Genomic DNA, 15297 nt, shown 5'->3' with positions numbered 1-15297 from the left:
GCCATGTCCAAGACCAGCAACGTCTTGCAGGTCCTTCGCCTTTTCGGCGGAGTCCGCAAGCAACTCCGTGCTGCCGATATCGCATCCTTGCTCGGCGTATCGGCCGCAACGGCCTACCGCTACGTATCCGAGCTGGAAGAGGCCGGGTTCATCGAGGGCGCGTCGGCCGGCTACTACGTGCTGGGTCCGACGATCGTCGAGCTGGATCGGGAGATCCGGGTCAACGATCCCCTGATCGCTGCAGCTTCGGAGGTGATGCGAACGCTCTGCGAACGTGGTGGCGCCACCGTCATTCTCAGCCGGCTGCACGGCCACAAGGTGGTCTGCGTGAGGGAGATGCGGGGCCGCTACGGCCCCAGCACCGTGAGCTACGAACGGGGCCGCGCGATGCCGCTCTATCGAGGCGCGACTTCGAAAGTGATCTTCGCCCACATGGCTTCGGCCGAGATCGCCTCGATCGTGCAGCGCGACGCGAGCGGGCTTCGAAAAGCGGGCTTGCCGTCAACCCACGCAGCGCTGCTCGAATACCTCGCCGAAATCCGGGCCCGGCCCGTCTACGCAACCGCGGGCGAGGTCGACGCGGAGGCGATGGGCTGGGCAGTCGCCCTTCATCACGGCAAGCATCTGCTCGGAAGCCTGAGCGCGATCTATTCGACGGCGACGCCTGAGGCCGCCAGGGCCAGGGTCGGCGATCAACTGATTCGCGCAGGGTTGCGAATCGAGGGCCGCATCGAAGCCCATGGACCCACGGGGCAGACATGAAGACAGAACGAAAGCGCAGACACGCATGACCGAAGCAAACTCATTCGACGTTGTCGTGGTTGGCGCGGGGCCGGTCGGCCTCACGTTGGCCAACCTTCTGGGCCAGTACGGCGTCAAGACGCTGGTGGTGGAGAGAAGCAGCCAGCTCGAAGCCGAACCGCGCGCCGTGACTCTGGACGACGAAAGCCTCCGCACGATGCAAGGCGTGGGCCTCATAGACGCCGTGATCCGGGATGTGGTGCTGGGCTATGGCGTGCAGTACTTCGACTGGCAAGGCAAGCCGCTCGCGTCCATCCAGCCGACACGCCAGGAGTACGGCTACCCCAAGCGCAACGCGTTTCGCCAACCCATGCTGGTGAAGACGCTGTTCGAGGGGCTGGGCCGGTTCAAGGACGTCGAAGTCCGGTTCGGCCATGAACTCGTTTCCATCGAACAGGATGCCCATGAAGTACGTTGCGAAGTGCGCCACGAAAGTGGTCCGAGCGTGACGGTTGCAAGATGGGTGATCGCGTGCGACGGCGGGCGCAGCAAGGTGCGTGATCTCTTGAAGATCACGCTCGATGGCAAGACCTACCCCGAGCGCTGGCTCATCGTCGACCTGGCAGAGCGCAAGCTCCCGCTGCGCCACACGAGCACGTATTGCGACCCGCGTCGCCCCGCCATCCGGCTGCCCGGCCCGCGAGGAAGCCTGCGCTACGAATTCATGCTCCGGGAGGACGACCGCGACGAGGATGTCCTGAGCGAGCAGACGTTCCGTCGATGGATCCGCGACCGAGTGGCGCAGGACGCGGAACTGCCCCTGGTGCGCAAGGCCATCTACGGATTCCACGCTCGCGTGGCGACGCGATGGAAAGACGGCCGCGTGCTGCTCGCGGGAGACGCCGCACACCTGACGCCGCCCTTCGCCGGCCAGGGGCTCAACAGCGGGATTCGGGACGCCACGAATCTCGCCTGGAAGCTCGCTGCCGTCGTCCGATGGGGCGAGCCGCCAGCGCTGCTGGACTCCTACGAACCCGAACGCCGCCCCCATGCCGCGGCCCTGATCCGCATGGCACTGCGCATCGGGGCTTTCATGCAGCCCAAGACGGTCCCGGGTGCGTGGCTTGCGCAATCCGCGCTTCGCCTGGCCTGCCTGATTCCGGCCTGCCGCGACTACATCCTTCAACTGCGTTTCAAGCCCAAGCCGCAACTGCGGCAAGGCGCGTTCCATCCGACGGCCGCGCATCCCCGATCCGAATTGATCCCGCAGCCGGACGTCGAGCTGCAAACGGGAGAAGTCGTGCGCCTGGACAGCATGCTGGGGGAGGGCTTCGCCGTGCTCGGCTGGGATACGCCTGCATTCCGGGAACATGCTGCCTCGCTTCTGCCGAGCGGTCCGCCGGGGCGGGTCGTCGCGCTGCTCCGGTCCGACGAAGACTTCCTGCCAGGGCCGATCGACGCTTCGATCGTGGCCGTGCGCGATCGCAGCCGCGAACTGGAGAAGACGCTGGCCCGACACGATGCGGTCGCGCTGGTCATCCGGCCCGATCGCTACTGGTCACGGCTGATCAACCAGAAAACTCTTGCCTCCCCCGCGAGCAGCGTCGTCGCGTCTTCGACCATCAACCTTTCGATGCCGGCCGGAGTGCATTCGCGCAGTTCGTTCGGCAGCAAACCAATGGCTGCAACGACATCGTCAAGTCAGTCAATCTCAAACTCGATCAAGGCGAAAACATGAAATTCATCAGCTACCTGTCTGCGGGCGAGGCATCCTATGGAATGCTGCGCGGCGCATCCGAAGTCATCGATCTTCGCAAGCGGCTCGGTTCGCGGGCAAGCACCCTGAAGGCGTTGATCGAGACCGGAGAGGCGATGGCCCTGGCGCGCGCACATGCAACGGCCGATGCCGACCACGCGCTGTCCCGGCTCGAGCTGCTACCGCCGATTGCCGACCCGAAGACGATCGCGTGCGTCGGTCACAACTACGAAGCGCATCGCGTCGAAACCCAGCGTGATCCGACGGCACATCCGTCAATTTTCCTGCGCGGGAGCGAGTCGCTCCAGGCCGCCGGCAAGCCCCTGCTGATGCCTCGCGAATCGACGCAGCTCGACTACGAAGGCGAACTGGCCGTCGTCATCGGCAAGAAAGGCCGCCGCATCCCCGAGGCCGATGCCTGGGACCATGTCTTCGGCGTGAGTTGCTTCAACGATGCGAGCGTGCGCGACTGGCAGCATCACACGCGTCAATTCACTCCCGGCAAGAACTTCCCGAAGACCGGTGGATTCGGCCCTTTCCTGGTGACCCTCGACGAACTCCCCGAGGACCGCACGCTCGACTTGCGAACGCGCGTGAACGGCCAGCAAGTGCAGCACGCGCAAACCGACCAGATGATCTTTCCCATCCCTGTGCTGGTGAACTACATCTCGACCTTCGTGACGCTTCTCCCGGGCGATGTCATCGTCACGGGAACGCCGGGAGGCGTGGGCGTGAAGCGCACGCCCCCGCTGTGGCTCAAGCCGGGGGATCGAGTCGAGGTGGAGATTTCCTCGGTGGGCCTGCTGGTGAACGGTGTGGTGCCGGAGGAATGAACGCGGACATCGCGCTGGTTCTTTCGCACGAGAGGCGGCGTTGCCGTCTCCTGGAGGAAGGCGATGTCGAGGCGGTTGCGGCGCTTCTGGATGACGAGCTTGTCTACGTGCACTCCACCGGTGTCGTGCACACGCACGCCGACCTGATGAATTTTCTTCGGGGCGGCATCCGCTATCAGCTGGTTCGGCGCCGTGCGCTGCGTGCTGTCCCGGCGGGCGATGCCGTGCTGCTCACGGGCTTTCTGCGCATCGAGGAGCGCCGCGCACAGGGCGCAGAAAGCTTCGGATCCAGCTCGTTCGTCTCGCAGATATGGACCCCCGCCACGGACACGGGATGGAAGCTGCGGCTGTTCCAGTCGACCCGGGTCCCGGATGAGCTGTGGGAGTCTGCGCAGTCGCAGGAGGACTGCGCGCAGGTCCCCTCTGATCGATCGGGTTAACCACGACAAGGCGACGGCGCGTCTGGACAAGTGTGTCGCCGCCGAGCAAGCCACCTCGGCCTTCGATTCCTATCCTTCGAGTGTCGAAGCAATCCGCTTCGAACAATCGAGAGACCAAGTCTCGGAGGAGATGAGCGATGGTGAAGAAGTGTGTGCAGTCTCGCGGCTCCCTGCTCGCGGCGGCTGTGTCATTGGCGGTGACTACAGGCGTCGCGGCGCAGACGCCCAGCGTGAGCCAGCCGGCAGGACTCAACCTTGGAGCGACCAGCTTCTACGACGGCTTCACGGGGTCGCCTGGCTGGACCTGGCTGAGCTGGTTGAGGTACTCCTCTGCCAACGCCATCAAAGACAACAATGGCAAGAGCGTGCCGGCCTTCAGCAATCCGAAGATCACCAGCTATGTCTGGGCAAACCAGATCGCCTATTTGTCTGACACGAGCTTCGCCGGCTGGCGGCCGGGTTTCACCGCGATCCTGCCGACCGTTGCCCTGAACAGCAGCTTTGGTCCAGGGCAGTCATTGACGAACGGTGGAACCGGTCTGGGCGACATCACCGTGGGCGCCTTCATGCAGGCGGATCCAGTGCTCGCATCGGATGGCCGACCGCTCTTCGTGCAGCGCTTCTCGCTGGATGCAATCTTGCCCACAGGCAAGTACGACCAGCGAACGGACATCAATCAAGGCGCGGGCTTCGCGTCCATCAATCCTTACTGGGCAGCGACCTTGTTCCCGGCAGAGCGTTGGGAAGTCAGCTGGAGGCTCTACTACCTCTACAACTTCAGGAACAACAAGCCCGCCTCAAGCAACCCGCAGCAGTCGTTCAACGGTGCTCCGCTGGCGAGCACGCAAGCAGGGCAGGCAGCGTGGCTGAATTTTGCGGCGTCCTATGCGATCACGCCCTCATTCAGCCTTGGCATCAATGGCTACTACTTCCAGCAGGTCTCGGACAGCAAGGCGAACGGAACGACGCTGCCAAATTCCAAGGAGCGCGTGCTGGGCATCGGACCGGGGATGATGTGGCGCATCGACCGCGATACCGCGCTGTGGATCAACGCATATCACGAGACGATGGTTCGGGGCCGCACCAGCGCACCTCTCACGGCGCAGGTAAGGCTCGCGATCAAGTTCTAGGCGTCTTCCAGGCGGCACGGAGGCACTGAACTGGACCTTGCCATCCTGCCGCCGATCGCCGCCGTTCGCCGCCGCACAAGGGCTCCACATTTCCTCCTTCATTGCCCCCTAGCCTGAAGGGGTGCCTGATTTCACTCGTATTCCATCGTGGCGATCCACCCGGTCCAGAACGATTGCCATCGTCCTGGGCACGGCGCTGGCCACCGCCTGCTCGCAATCCCACGTGGCGCCTTCGGAGGATCACGCCAAGGGGCCCGTGACTTCGCTTGCAAGCCGCTCGGGTGATCGGCATGGAGATCTCCATCCGGGCCTCGCGGACGCTTCCGTCGCTGCTGCCGCGAAGACGAACGCTGCCTGCAGCGTCGAGCTCTACGGCGACTCCATCCTTCATGGCGGTTACCTGGGCGACAAGCGGCTCGATGAGGCTCCGGCGGCCGCAATCCGTCGGATGCGTCCTCGATACCATGTGGTAGACCGCTCCGTGAACGGAGAAACAGCCAGCGCGCGATCGGCGGCTTTCGCGAACGAGGCACGCTCGGGCCGCATCGTGGTCATCGAGCACGGGCTCAATGACGCCATGCAGAACTTGCCGCTGGAGTCGGCCTTGCGTTCCATGGTCTCGACGGCCAGGGCAGAGGGCCGCGATGTGGTCTTGACGGGCTTGTCGCAGACGCTTGCCGGCGCCGACGTGCGCGCACGAGGCGACGCGACGGTGCGACGCGTGACAGCGGATCTCGCGGTGCCGTTCGCCGACTGGGGCAGCGTGCCGATGCGTCGCGGCGAGATGGCGGACATTCTTCATCCGTCCCAAGCCTATTCAACTCGACTCGTTGAGCGCTTGATCAAAGTGCTGGACAACCTTGCCCCCGAATGTGCTTGAGGGAGCGCCCTTGCGAGACGGGCCTCCTTGCCCGGGACGGGGAGTACTCAGGTTTCTTTGACCATTGGCGCCCGGGCGGCTAATACGATGCGGCTACTCCGGCGCAGCAGCAGGTGCCTGGGATTCCTGCGCCTGCTGCAGGCTTTGTTGCTGCGGTGCGTCGACCGGAGCGGCCGGCCCGCATGCACTGCGGTGTCTGATCGCGATGCCTTTGACGAGGTGGCGGGGCACGTGGTGTGTCCTTATCAACTGCGCCAGCGCCTCGCTGCGTGCTGGTTCGCATACCGGTAGAAACATGTGCAATGAGCTCATGGTGTCGTCCCGTGAACGCCAGAAAGAAAGCTCGGATCTGCAAGAAGGGGAAGGCGGCCTCTGGCGTGGCCGGCGGACATTATGAGCGCCTGAATTCCGCCTGCGCGAATCGCCCTCCCGGCATAGATGCCTTCGGTCGAATGGCTCCTACAGCGTCTCGTTTTCCTTGAGCACGCCCGCCTTGCGCAAGGCGGAGTCCAGCCACTTGGCCGCCGTATCGCCCTTCTTGATGGCCTCGATGCGCGCGGCTTCGTCCTCGACCTTCTGCTTTGCGGCCTGAAGAAGCGCCTCGACTCTTTCCCGCTCGACCACCACCACGCCGTCCGCATCGGCCACGACCAGGTCGCCTGCACGCACGGCCACGCCGCCCACGGACACCGGATGCCCGATGCGCCCCGAGGCCAGCTTCGTCGGGCCGTTGGGATTGGTGCCGACCGAGAAGACGGGAAAGTCCATTTCGTCGATCTCGACGCTGTCGCGCACCGCGCCGTCGATCACCACGCCGGCGATACCGACCTGTCTGCAGGCGTTCATCATGATCGTGCCCATCAGGGCGGCGCTCTGGTCGCCCTTGCCGTCGATCACCAGCACGTCGCCGGGCTTTGCCAGCGCAATGGCGGCGTGGATCATCAGGTTGTCGCCCGGCCGCACTTCGACCGTGAGCGCATTGCCGACGAGCTTCATCCGGTGGCGCAAGGCCTGGATGCGGCCGTGCAGGGCGCCCCGGCGGCCCGCCACGTCGGCAAGGATGGCAGGCTGGAACGCCGCAGCCCGCCGGACCAGATCGGAGGGAACGCGCTCGAAGTTGCGCACGATGTCAGGTAGCTGGTTCATGGTCTGTCTCGTTCTCTCATTCAGCCTTGACGTCGGCGTCTTTCACCACGCGGCCCCACTTGCGCTTGTCGGCAGCCAGGAAGGTGCGGAACTGCTCGGGGGTGCTCCCTACAGGCTCCAGGCCGTCGGCGGCGAGCCGCTTGGAGATCTCGGGCATCGCCAGCACCTTGGCAACTTCGCGCTGTATGCGTTCGACGACGGCCGGGGGCGTGTTCTTCGCTGCGCAGATGCCTGCCCAGGTCACGGGATCGAAGTCGGGAACGCCGGCTTCCGTCACGGTCGGAATGTCGGGGAAGGCCGCCAGCCGGCGCGGGCTGGCCACAGCCAGCGCGCGGAGCTTGCCCGCGCGTGCGTACTGCATCGAGCTGACGGGCTGGTCGAAGATCATCGAGACCTGGCCTGCAATGAGGTCCGTCATGGCCTGGCCAGTGCCTTTGTAGGCCACGTGAACGATGTCGATGCCCGCTCGGCTCTTCAGCATCTCGCCCGCAAGATGCCCGCCGGTGCCCGTGCCCGAGGAAGCGAAGTTGATCTCGCCGGGCTTCTGCTTGGCGTATGCAACGAGCTCCTTGACGCTCTTCACCGGCAGGGTCGAATTGACCAGCAGCATGTAGGGCGCGTTGACGACTTGCGTGACCGGTGCGATGTCCTTCTCGGGATCGAAGGGCATGCTCTTCAGGATGTACGGCTGGATCGACAGCGTTCCCGTGGTGCACATCAGCAGCGTGTGCCCGTCCGCGGGCGCGCCGAGCATGGCCGATGCCGCGATGTTGCCGCCGGCGCCGGGACGGTTCTCGACCAGAACCTGCTGCCCGAGCCCTTCCGCCAGCTTCGGCGCGATCAGGCGTGCCACGACGTCGTTGGAGCCGCCGGGCGAAAACCCCACGAGGATCTTCACCGGTTTCGAGGGAAAGGCATCTGCAGCCCACGCATGGGTGGCGCCAAGCCAGACGGTGCCCGCGGCAAGGGCCGGCAGCAGCTTCAGAAGAGGTTGGAGTTTCATTGCAGTTCCTGGTTGATGGCTTGGCCCGTGAGTTCGTCGCGCGCTCGCGCAATGCGGCGGCAACCTTCCAGCAGCTGCTCTGTGCTGGCGGCGAACGAAATGCGGAAATGTGTCGGCACGCCGTAGGCACTGCCTTGCAGCGCCGCCAGGTCCTGCGAATCGAGCAGGTGCATTACCCAGTCGTCGCTGCTTTCGATTGCAACGCCCGTGCGCGTGCGAAGACCGAACAGCGCGCTGCATGACGCGAAGATGTAGAACGCACCGTCGGGCGCTGCGCAATGGATGCCGTCGATGGCATTGAGCGAGGCAACCACCATGTCGCGCCGCTTCTCGTATTCGCGCTGGTTCGAGGCAATGGTGTCCTGCGGCCCTGTGAGCGCGGCGACGGCCGCAGCCTGTGCGATCGAGTTCGGCCCGGAGGTGCTCTGCGACTGGAGCTTGACCATCGCCTTGACCAGCGCAGAAGGCCCCGCGCCATAGCCGATGCGCCAGCCCGTCATCGCGTAGGCCTTGGAAACACCGTTCACCGTCAGCGTGCGGTCCTTGAGGTCGGGCGCTATCTGGGCCATGGTGGCGAACTCGACGTCGCCATAGATCAGGTGCTCGTAGATGTCGTCGGTCAGCACCCAGACCTGGGGGTGGCGACGGAGCACCTCGGCCAGTGCCTGGAGCTCGGCACGCGTGTAGGTCGCCCCGCTCGGGTTGTTCGGCGAGTTCAGCATCAGCCAGCGCGTCTTGCCGGTGATGGCGCGTTCGAGATCGGCAGGCTGCAGCTTGAAGCCCGATGCCGCCGGACAGTCGACGAAAACCGGAACGCCACCGGCCAGCAGGGCGATGTCCGGGTAAGACACCCAGTAGGGGGCCGGCACGATGACCTCGTCACCCGCTGCGACCGTGCACATGAGCGCGTTGAAGATCACCTGCTTGGCGCCGGTGCCCACGATGATCTCGCCCGGTGTGTAGGCCAGCCCGTTCTCGTTCAGGAACTTGCCGGCAATGGCTTCCTTCAGCACCGGCGTGCCGCCCACGTCCGTGTAGCGGGTCTGGCCGTCGGCCATTGCTCGGATTGCCGCTTCCTTGATGTGCCCGGGTGTCTCGAAGTCGGGCTCGCCCGCGGTCAGGCCGAGGATGTCCCGGCCCATCGCGCGCAGCTCGCGCGCCCTCTGGCCGGCCATGGAACTGGGAGATGGTTTGATTCGATTCAGGCGTGGTGCGATGTGAAGCATGCACGCAGTATCAAAGTCCGGCTGCTGCGGGACAAACGAGAAATCGGAGGAGCGCGGTATTCCTTTTTTTCCTGCAGAGCCATGGGCGTACATTCCGATGGCATGAACTTCACTTTCAAGCAGCTGGAGGCCTTCCTCTTCAGCGCCAAGCTCCAGAGCTTCAGTGCCGCGGCGGTGAAGCTGCACACCACGCAGTCGGCCATCTCCAAGCGCTTGGCGGAACTGGAGGAATCGCTCGGCGGCCCCCTGCTGCATCGCACCTCCCACGGCCTGGAGCTGGCCCAGGCCGGCCGGGAACTGCTGCCGCTCGCGGAAGAAGCGCAACGGCTCTGGCAGCGCATCGAGCACGACATCAGCCTCGACAAGACGCTGCGCGGCACCTTCCGGGTGGGCGTGACGGAGCTGATCGCGATGACCTGGCTCACGCGCCTGATCCAGCTGCTGCAGAAGCTGCACCCTCAGGTAACGCTGGAGCCCGTGGTGGACGCGGGGCTCACGCTCTTCGAGCGCCTCGAAGCCAACAAGCTCGACCTGACCATCATGCCCGGCATCTTCTGGGGACAGGCTTTCGAATCGATCAAGGTGGGGCAAGTCGACCAGGCCTGGATCGCAAGCCCGCGGCTCGACATTCCCGCGCGGGCACTGAAGCCGCACGAGTTTGCCGACTACCCCGTGATCGAGCAGCCCGCCGGCGCCTCGAAGAACAGGTTCTACGAAGCCTGGCGCGCGGAGCACGGCTTCCGCTTCGGCAAGGTCATGCTGACGAACAGCACGACCGTCTTGCGCGAACTGACGATCAGCGGCTTCGGCATCAGCCAGCAGGCGCTCGACTATGTGCGCCCGGACATCAAGAGTGGCCTGCTGCGCGTGGTGAAGAGCGACCCCATGCCGCCGCCGCTGGTCTACAGCGCGGTCTACCGGCGCGACAACTCCAGCCCCGCGCTGGCGCGCATCGTCGAGCTGGCCGTGAAGACCTGCGATTTCACCTTGCGGGCGAGCCAGCACGACGTGGCCCCGGCGCGCCCACCACGGGGCTCGGGTGCGACGCTGAGGCAGCGCTCGCTGCGCCAGGGCGTGAAGACACCCGCCAGGAAGACCAGGAAATAGATGCGGGGAGATGCGGGGCTACTGGACTACTGGGCCACGTGCCCGTAGCAGGCCTTCAGGCCCGTGTAGTCGTAGTAGTGCGCCGTGCCCGCTGCCTTCGCGGTGTCGCAGGCCGCCTTGAAGTCGGTTTCCTTCTCGTTGTAGAGCATGCGCACGAGCAGCTTTCCGCCGCCGTCGGCGAACACGTCCCACTGCATGTTGGCCGCCATCGGCGAGACGTATTCGCCGCGCCACGTGTTGCTGTCGTAGCTGAAGCTGGAGGCCTTGGGCACGCTCTGGTCCACGCCCTTCAGGCCCATGCGCACCGCGAAGGGCATCATGATTTCGGCGTGCGTGAAGCGCAGCTTGGCCGCGTGCGAGCGGTCGCCCCTGGCGATCGCATCGACCTCGTTGAACATGTCGTCGACCAGGATCTGCGACATGCGCGAAGTGATATCGCCCTTCTCCGTCATGCCGGGGCCCTTGTCGTAGAAGTCGGAGCCGTCGTTGAGCGCGGCGAAGAACTTCGCCTGCGCTGCCGGCATGTAGGCAGTGAAATCGACGCCGGCCTCGCCGCGCATCGCGGGTGCGATCACATACAGCTCGTACAGCAGGGCGCCCGCGTCGCCGGGCGACTTGATCGACGTCTTGCCGTCGCCGCTCAGGCTGGGCGCGAACTTGCCGTCGTCGCTCGTGTAGCTGAAGCTGCCGCTGTTGGAAAAGCTGTACGTGCCGTTGGCGATCTTGTCGACAAAGCTCTTGGCGAACAGGCGCTCCAGCAGCAGGCGGCCGGCAGCCGCGGCCTCGGGCGTGACCGTCAGGCCGCTCTGCTTGGCGAGCAGGTCGGCATCGTTGCTCTTGTAGTTCTGGTAGGCCAGGCTGGCCTGGTACGTCGTATAGAGCGGATCGGTGGTGTTCGTCACCAGGTCGGTCGCCTTCACGAGCTTGTGGAAGTACAGCAGGAAGCGGTTGGTGCCCACAGGCTGGCTCACTGCAGTGCCGTTATCGGGGTAGGGTGCGGGTGCCGGCGGATAGGTCAGCAGCGGTGCCAGCGCAGGCTGAGTCGCCTTGAGCGACTGCACGAAGAAGTTGCCGCTGTCGACCGCGCGATCGACGCCGGAGGTCACCGTCACGATCTGGCGCGGGGCGGAGCCGGCGTTGTCGCCGATCTGCTTCCAGTAGGCCGGCAGGCGCTGAACCAGCCTTGCCGCGAGCTGCGTGTGCTCGTTGATGCCGACCTGCGTCTCGTTGCCGTAGCCGGGCGTGCTGATGCCGGCCACGCCATAGCCGAGCAGGAAGTTGGCCTTCATGATCTTCAGCACGTCGGGCCCGAGCTTCTCGCCCAGCGGCGTGAGGGCGCCGTCGTCCTGCGCCTTCTTCCACATGTTGTAGACCGCAAGGTCGTACTTGAGGCCCGAGAGCCCGCGCGAACCGTGGCGCGCAACCACCTCGGTGTAGACCGGCGAGAAGCCCGCAGGCGCCGCCTCGTAGGTGCTGACATCCTGCTGCGGGCGGTACGGCGCCTTGGTCTGGTAGTAGCGGTCCGTCAGGGCAGCGGCCGTTACCACCGCCTTGACGTCGTCAGTGTTCGCGGCCGATGCGAGCGCATCGCGGATGCGCTGCAGGCCCTCGTCGGACGCGGCCTTGAGCGCGGCCTTGGCAACAGGGTCGGTCTCGGTGTTGATGTCGCCGAGTAGCTTCGACGCGACCACGCCGACAGAGATCGCCACCTTGCCCGCAGCGGTCTTGAAGTCGAGCCCGTTGGCTTCCATCTCCGCGACCACCGCGGTCGATTCGAAGTCGACAACGCCCGGCGCTTCCTTCGGCGCACGCAGCACGAGCGCTGAAGTCACCGGCCTGGAAGAGGGGATGGATGGATCGAGCTCGGTGGCATCGGTGCCGATCTCTGCCACGATGCCCGCGCCCGAGCCGGCAAGCGTGAAGCCGCCCTGCTTGTCCGATCGGGTGGACGGCTCACCCGCATCGCAGCGGCCGTTGGAGTTGAGATCCAGGCAGACCTTGGCGTTGACGAAGTAGCTGCCGACAACCACCCCGCTGGTGGTCGTCGTGTTGCCCGGGTTGGTCGGCGTTGTCGAAGTCCCGGTGCCTGGGGGCAATGAGAAAGAAGAGCCGCTGTCTCCACCGCATGCACCCAGCAGGAGCGCGGAGAGACTGAGGCAAGAGACCGGCACGAGGGCCAGGGCGCGGCGAAGTGGGGAAGTAGGCTGCATGAGAGTCACGGACGAGCGAAAGGGGTGGAGCTTTCAGTGCGTGCGTGACATGAGGGTGACTGGTGGAGCGCGGGAGAAGGTGGTCAGGTCCCTGTCAGATGCTGCGACTACCACGGCAACGAATAAGTCTTGGTATTGGTAAAGCTCTTCATGGCCTCGAGCACGCCTTCCTTGTACCCCAGGCCCGAGTCCTTGATGCCGCCGAAGGGCGTGAGCTCCAGGCGGTAGCCCGGCACCTCGCGCACATTGACGCTGCCCACGTTCAGCTCGCGGATGAAGCGCGTGATGTAGTCCATGCGGTTCGTGCACACCGCAGAAGACAGCCCGTAGGCCGTGCCGTTGGAGATGCGGATCGCGTCTTCGATCGTCTTGAAGCGGATCACCGGCGAGACCGGCCCGAAGGTCTCGTGCTTGGCCACCGTCATCCCGGGGTCCACATGGTCGAGCACCGTCGGCGAATACAGCGCGCCGCTACGCACATTGCCGTACAACAGCTTCGCACCCGCCTTGATCGCCTCGTTGACCACCGCCTCGAACTGGATCGCCGCCGCCTCGTCGATCACCGTGCCCATGTCCGTGGCCGGGTCCATCGGGTCGCCGTACTTCAGGGCCTTCGTCTTGGCCAGCAGCAGCTCCACGAACCGGTCCGCCACCGCCTCGTGCACCAGCATGCGCTTGATCGCCGTGCAGCGCTGGCCCGAGTTCTTGTACGAGCCGCTGGCCGCCAGCGTGGCCGCCTCCTCGACGTCCGCATCTTCCATCACGATGATCGGATCATTGCCCCCCAGCTCCAGGATCTGGCGCTTGTACACCGCCTTGCCCGCGATGTACTTGCCGATGGCCACGCCCCCCGTGAAGGTGACCAGGTCCACGTCGGCGCTGGTGAGCATCTCGTCGGCAATCTCCCTCGGGTCTCCCGTGATCACCGACAGCATCGGCGGCGGCAGGCCCGCCTCGTACAGGATGTCGGCCAGGATGAAGGCGGTGAGCGGCGTCTTCTCGCTGGGCTTGAGCACCATGCGGTTGTTGGTGGCAATGGACGGCGCCACCTTGTGGATCACCTGGTTCAGCGGGTGGTTGAACGGCGTAATGGCCGTGACCACGCCCTGCAGCGGCTCGCGCAGCGTATAGACCTTGCGGCTCTTGCCGTGGTGCGTGAGGTCGCAGGAGAACACCTGGCCGTCGTCCACCAGCGCCTGGTTGGCCGCGAACAGCAGCACGTCGGAGGCGCGGCCCACCTCGTACAGCGAGTCCTTGCGGCACAGGCCCGACTCCATCGTGATCACGCGCGAGATCTCGTCCAGGCGCGAGGCGATGATCTCGCCCGCGCGCATCAGGATCTTGTAGCGCTCGTAGCGCGTGAGGGTGGGCTTGTAGTCGCGTGCGATCTTGTAGGCCACCCGAACATCTTCGAGCGTGGCCTTGGGCACGGTGGCGATCACTTCGCCGGTATAGGGGTAGGTGACGTCGATCGTGCGGTCGCGGTGAATCCGCTCGCCGGCAATGCGCAGGGCCTCGCGGTGGACGGTGCCTGGCTTCAGGATGGCTTGGCTCATGGGGGAGTGCTCCGGAAGTCGTTGTCGTTATTGGGCGTGGTTCAGCGCAAGGTCCAGCGCATCGAAGTTGCGCAGCCGGCGGCTGGCAGCGATACCGGTGACGGGCCGGTTGCAGATCAGCGGCACCCGCTGCTCCGACACCCCGCCGTGCGAGCGCAGCGGCACTTCCAGCGCCGACAGGTCATGCCGGCTGGCCGAGGTGCCGATGACCGTGCTCTGCTCGCTGACCACCACGATGTCGCCGATGCGGTCCGGCGGCAGCTCGAAGCGCGCGGCCGCGTCCTTGCGCGAGAGCACCAGCTCCATGCCCGGCAGGCGCTGGATGCGCTCGATCCAGCCCGGCACGCGGGCCTCGTCGGGGGCGTACACCGTGGCAAAGGAGCCCAGCGCGCCGTGGTGCACCACGTACGGGTCGGTGATCGGCAGGATCACGCGTGCCTGATCCTTGCCGTACCAATCATCGAGCACGTCCTGCAGGTAGATGACCTTGGGGGCGCCGTCCGCGTCGTGCTTGTCGTTCATGCCGTGGTCGGCCGTGAGCACGATGGTGGCGCCCAGCGCATCGAGCTGCGCGAGGTAGCCGTCCATCATGGCGTAGAAGGCGTTGGCCGCGGGGCTGCCGGGGGCGGCCTTGTGCTGCACGTAGTCGGTGGTCGACAGGTACATCAGGTCGGGGCGGCGCGATTCCATGAGCTTCACGCCTGCGGCGAAGACGAACTCCGACAGCTCTGCGCTGTACACCGAGGGCACGGGCATGCCGACCATCTCGACCACGCCGTCGATGCCGTTCTCCTCGATGGTGGCCTGGTCGGCCTTCTCGGAGGAAAAGCAGATGCCCTTCATGCGGTGGCCCAGCAGCTTGCGCAGCTTGTCCTTGGCGGTGACCACCGCGAGCGAGGCGCCTGCGTCGGCGAAGGCTGCGAGCACGGTGCCTGCGCGCAGGTACTTGGGGTCGTTCATCATGACTTCCTGGCCGAGTTCGCGGTCGAAGAAGTAGTTGCCGCAGATGCCGTGCACGGCCGGTGGTGCGCCGGTGACGATGGACAGGTTGTTCGGGTTGGTGAAGGAGGGCACCACGCAGTCGGCCAGCAGGTCGGCTCCGGTCTTGCGCATGCGCTCGATGTACGGGGCTACGCCGGCTGCGATGGCGGCATCGAGATACGCAGGCTCGCAGCCGTCGACGCACACCACCACGACGGGGCGGCTCATCCAGCGGTAGCTGCGGGCATTGACTTCCAGCGAGTCGGGTTTCATGAGAGGGGGTTCCTT

General features: G+C 65.4%; 14 protein-coding genes. 7 read left to right on the top strand and 7 right to left on the bottom strand.

Annotation, left to right across the window (positions count from 1 at the left end; translation table 11 throughout):
• Positions 1 to 3 precede the first annotated feature (3 nt).
• The 6 genes from NWF24_RS22540 to NWF24_RS22515 all read left to right on the top strand — a co-directional run bounded on the left by NWF24_RS22540 (position 4) and on the right by NWF24_RS22515 (position 5780).
• Positions 4 to 762, top strand: coding sequence for an IclR family transcriptional regulator (locus tag NWF24_RS22540; protein WP_258350493.1), 759 nt, complete (start codon positions 4 to 6; stop codon positions 760 to 762).
• Entirely contained in the window at positions 740 to 2479 is a 1740-nt protein-coding gene (locus NWF24_RS22535) for a bifunctional 3-(3-hydroxy-phenyl)propionate/3-hydroxycinnamic acid hydroxylase (RefSeq protein ID WP_375338404.1), read from the top strand. The genes NWF24_RS22540 and NWF24_RS22535 overlap by 23 nt, the downstream gene beginning before the upstream one ends.
• Entirely contained in the window at positions 2476 to 3330 is an 855-nt protein-coding gene (locus tag NWF24_RS22530) for a fumarylacetoacetate hydrolase family protein (protein ID WP_258350491.1), read from the top strand. The genes NWF24_RS22535 and NWF24_RS22530 overlap by 4 nt, the downstream gene beginning before the upstream one ends.
• A complete protein-coding gene (locus NWF24_RS22525; RefSeq protein ID WP_258350490.1) occupies positions 3327 to 3770 on the top strand; it encodes a nuclear transport factor 2 family protein in 444 nt (147 codons plus the stop codon). The genes NWF24_RS22530 and NWF24_RS22525 overlap by 4 nt, the downstream gene beginning before the upstream one ends.
• Positions 3771 to 3907: 137 nt before the next feature.
• Complete coding sequence (locus NWF24_RS22520; protein ID WP_258350489.1) at positions 3908 to 4900, top strand: SphA family protein; 993 nt, start codon at positions 3908 to 3910, stop codon at positions 4898 to 4900.
• Between the two features lie 121 nt (positions 4901 to 5021).
• Complete coding sequence (locus NWF24_RS22515; RefSeq protein ID WP_258350488.1) at positions 5022 to 5780, top strand: SGNH/GDSL hydrolase family protein; 759 nt, start codon at positions 5022 to 5024, stop codon at positions 5778 to 5780.
• A 93-nt stretch (positions 5781 to 5873) separates the two neighbouring features.
• Here NWF24_RS22515 and NWF24_RS22510 read toward each other — a convergent pair whose 3' ends face one another.
• The 4 genes from NWF24_RS22510 to NWF24_RS22495 all read right to left on the bottom strand — a co-directional run bounded on the left by NWF24_RS22510 (position 5874) and on the right by NWF24_RS22495 (position 9155).
• The gene (locus NWF24_RS22510; RefSeq protein ID WP_258350487.1) at positions 5874 to 6092 is read right to left on the bottom strand and encodes a hypothetical protein; all 219 of its coding nucleotides are present in this window, start codon (positions 6090 to 6092) and stop codon (positions 5874 to 5876) included.
• 147 nt (positions 6093 to 6239) lie between these two features.
• Entirely contained in the window at positions 6240 to 6926 is a 687-nt protein-coding gene (locus NWF24_RS22505) for an RraA family protein (protein ID WP_258350486.1), read from the bottom strand.
• 16 nt (positions 6927 to 6942) lie between these two features.
• Positions 6943 to 7929, bottom strand: coding sequence for a Bug family tripartite tricarboxylate transporter substrate binding protein (locus NWF24_RS22500; RefSeq protein ID WP_258350485.1), 987 nt, complete (start codon positions 7927 to 7929; stop codon positions 6943 to 6945).
• Positions 7926 to 9155 carry a pyridoxal phosphate-dependent aminotransferase gene (locus tag NWF24_RS22495; RefSeq protein ID WP_258350484.1) on the bottom strand — a complete coding sequence of 410 codons (1230 nt, stop codon included), beginning with the start codon at positions 9153 to 9155 and terminating at the stop codon, positions 7926 to 7928. The genes NWF24_RS22500 and NWF24_RS22495 overlap by 4 nt, the downstream gene beginning before the upstream one ends.
• 81 nt (positions 9156 to 9236) lie before the next feature.
• Here NWF24_RS22495 and NWF24_RS22490 point away from each other — a divergent pair, with 81 nt between their 5' ends.
• Positions 9237 to 10262 carry a LysR family transcriptional regulator gene (locus NWF24_RS22490; RefSeq protein WP_258350483.1) on the top strand — a complete coding sequence of 342 codons (1026 nt, stop codon included), beginning with the start codon at positions 9237 to 9239 and terminating at the stop codon, positions 10260 to 10262.
• Between the two features lie 26 nt (positions 10263 to 10288).
• On the opposite strand, the gene NWF24_RS22485 is transcribed toward NWF24_RS22490, so the two are convergent.
• The 3 genes from NWF24_RS22485 to phnA form a co-directional block, all read right to left on the bottom strand.
• Entirely contained in the window at positions 10289 to 12358 is a 2070-nt protein-coding gene (locus NWF24_RS22485; protein ID WP_258350482.1) for a histidine-type phosphatase, read from the bottom strand.
• A gap of 221 nt (positions 12359 to 12579) precedes the next feature.
• The gene (gene phnY / locus NWF24_RS22480; RefSeq protein WP_258350481.1) at positions 12580 to 14028 is read right to left on the bottom strand and encodes a phosphonoacetaldehyde dehydrogenase; all 1449 of its coding nucleotides are present in this window, start codon (positions 14026 to 14028) and stop codon (positions 12580 to 12582) included.
• A 27-nt stretch (positions 14029 to 14055) separates the two neighbouring features.
• Entirely contained in the window at positions 14056 to 15282 is a 1227-nt protein-coding gene (phnA, locus tag NWF24_RS22475) for a phosphonoacetate hydrolase (protein WP_097199662.1), read from the bottom strand.
• Between the last annotated feature and the right edge of the window lie 15 nt (positions 15283 to 15297).

The organism is Variovorax paradoxus (genome assembly GCF_024734665.1).
In the GTDB taxonomy this organism is placed as follows: Bacteria; Pseudomonadota; Gammaproteobacteria; order Burkholderiales; family Burkholderiaceae_C; genus Variovorax.
Note: the sequence above shows the minus strand (reverse complement) of the source record. Positions and strands in the feature narration are given on the sequence as shown.

What these genes read in the sequence shown, in the direction of transcription:
- NWF24_RS22530 (WP_258350491.1), top strand. Translation starts at nt 2,476, where the DNA reads ATGAAATTCATCAGCTACCTGTCTGCGGGCGAGGCATCCTATGGAATG.
- NWF24_RS22535 (WP_375338404.1), top strand. Translation starts at nt 740, where the DNA reads ATGGACCCACGGGGCAGACATGAAGACAGAACGAAAGCGCAGACACGC.
- NWF24_RS22525 (WP_258350490.1), top strand. Translation starts at nt 3,327, where the DNA reads ATGAACGCGGACATCGCGCTGGTTCTTTCGCACGAGAGGCGGCGTTGC.
- NWF24_RS22510 (WP_258350487.1), bottom strand. Translation starts at nt 6,092, where the DNA reads ATGAGCTCATTGCACATGTTTCTACCGGTATGCGAACCAGCACGCAGC.
- NWF24_RS22490 (WP_258350483.1), top strand. Translation starts at nt 9,237, where the DNA reads ATGGGCGTACATTCCGATGGCATGAACTTCACTTTCAAGCAGCTGGAG.
- NWF24_RS22495 (WP_258350484.1), bottom strand. Translation starts at nt 9,155, where the DNA reads ATGCTTCACATCGCACCACGCCTGAATCGAATCAAACCATCTCCCAGT.
- NWF24_RS22500 (WP_258350485.1), bottom strand. Translation starts at nt 7,929, where the DNA reads ATGAAACTCCAACCTCTTCTGAAGCTGCTGCCGGCCCTTGCCGCGGGC.
- NWF24_RS22505 (WP_258350486.1), bottom strand. Translation starts at nt 6,926, where the DNA reads ATGAACCAGCTACCTGACATCGTGCGCAACTTCGAGCGCGTTCCCTCC.
- phnY (WP_258350481.1), bottom strand. Translation starts at nt 14,028, where the DNA reads ATGAGCCAAGCCATCCTGAAGCCAGGCACCGTCCACCGCGAGGCCCTG.
- NWF24_RS22540 (WP_258350493.1), top strand. Translation starts at nt 4, where the DNA reads ATGTCCAAGACCAGCAACGTCTTGCAGGTCCTTCGCCTTTTCGGCGGA.
- phnA (WP_097199662.1), bottom strand. Translation starts at nt 15,282, where the DNA reads ATGAAACCCGACTCGCTGGAAGTCAATGCCCGCAGCTACCGCTGGATG.
- NWF24_RS22520 (WP_258350489.1), top strand. Translation starts at nt 3,908, where the DNA reads ATGGTGAAGAAGTGTGTGCAGTCTCGCGGCTCCCTGCTCGCGGCGGCT.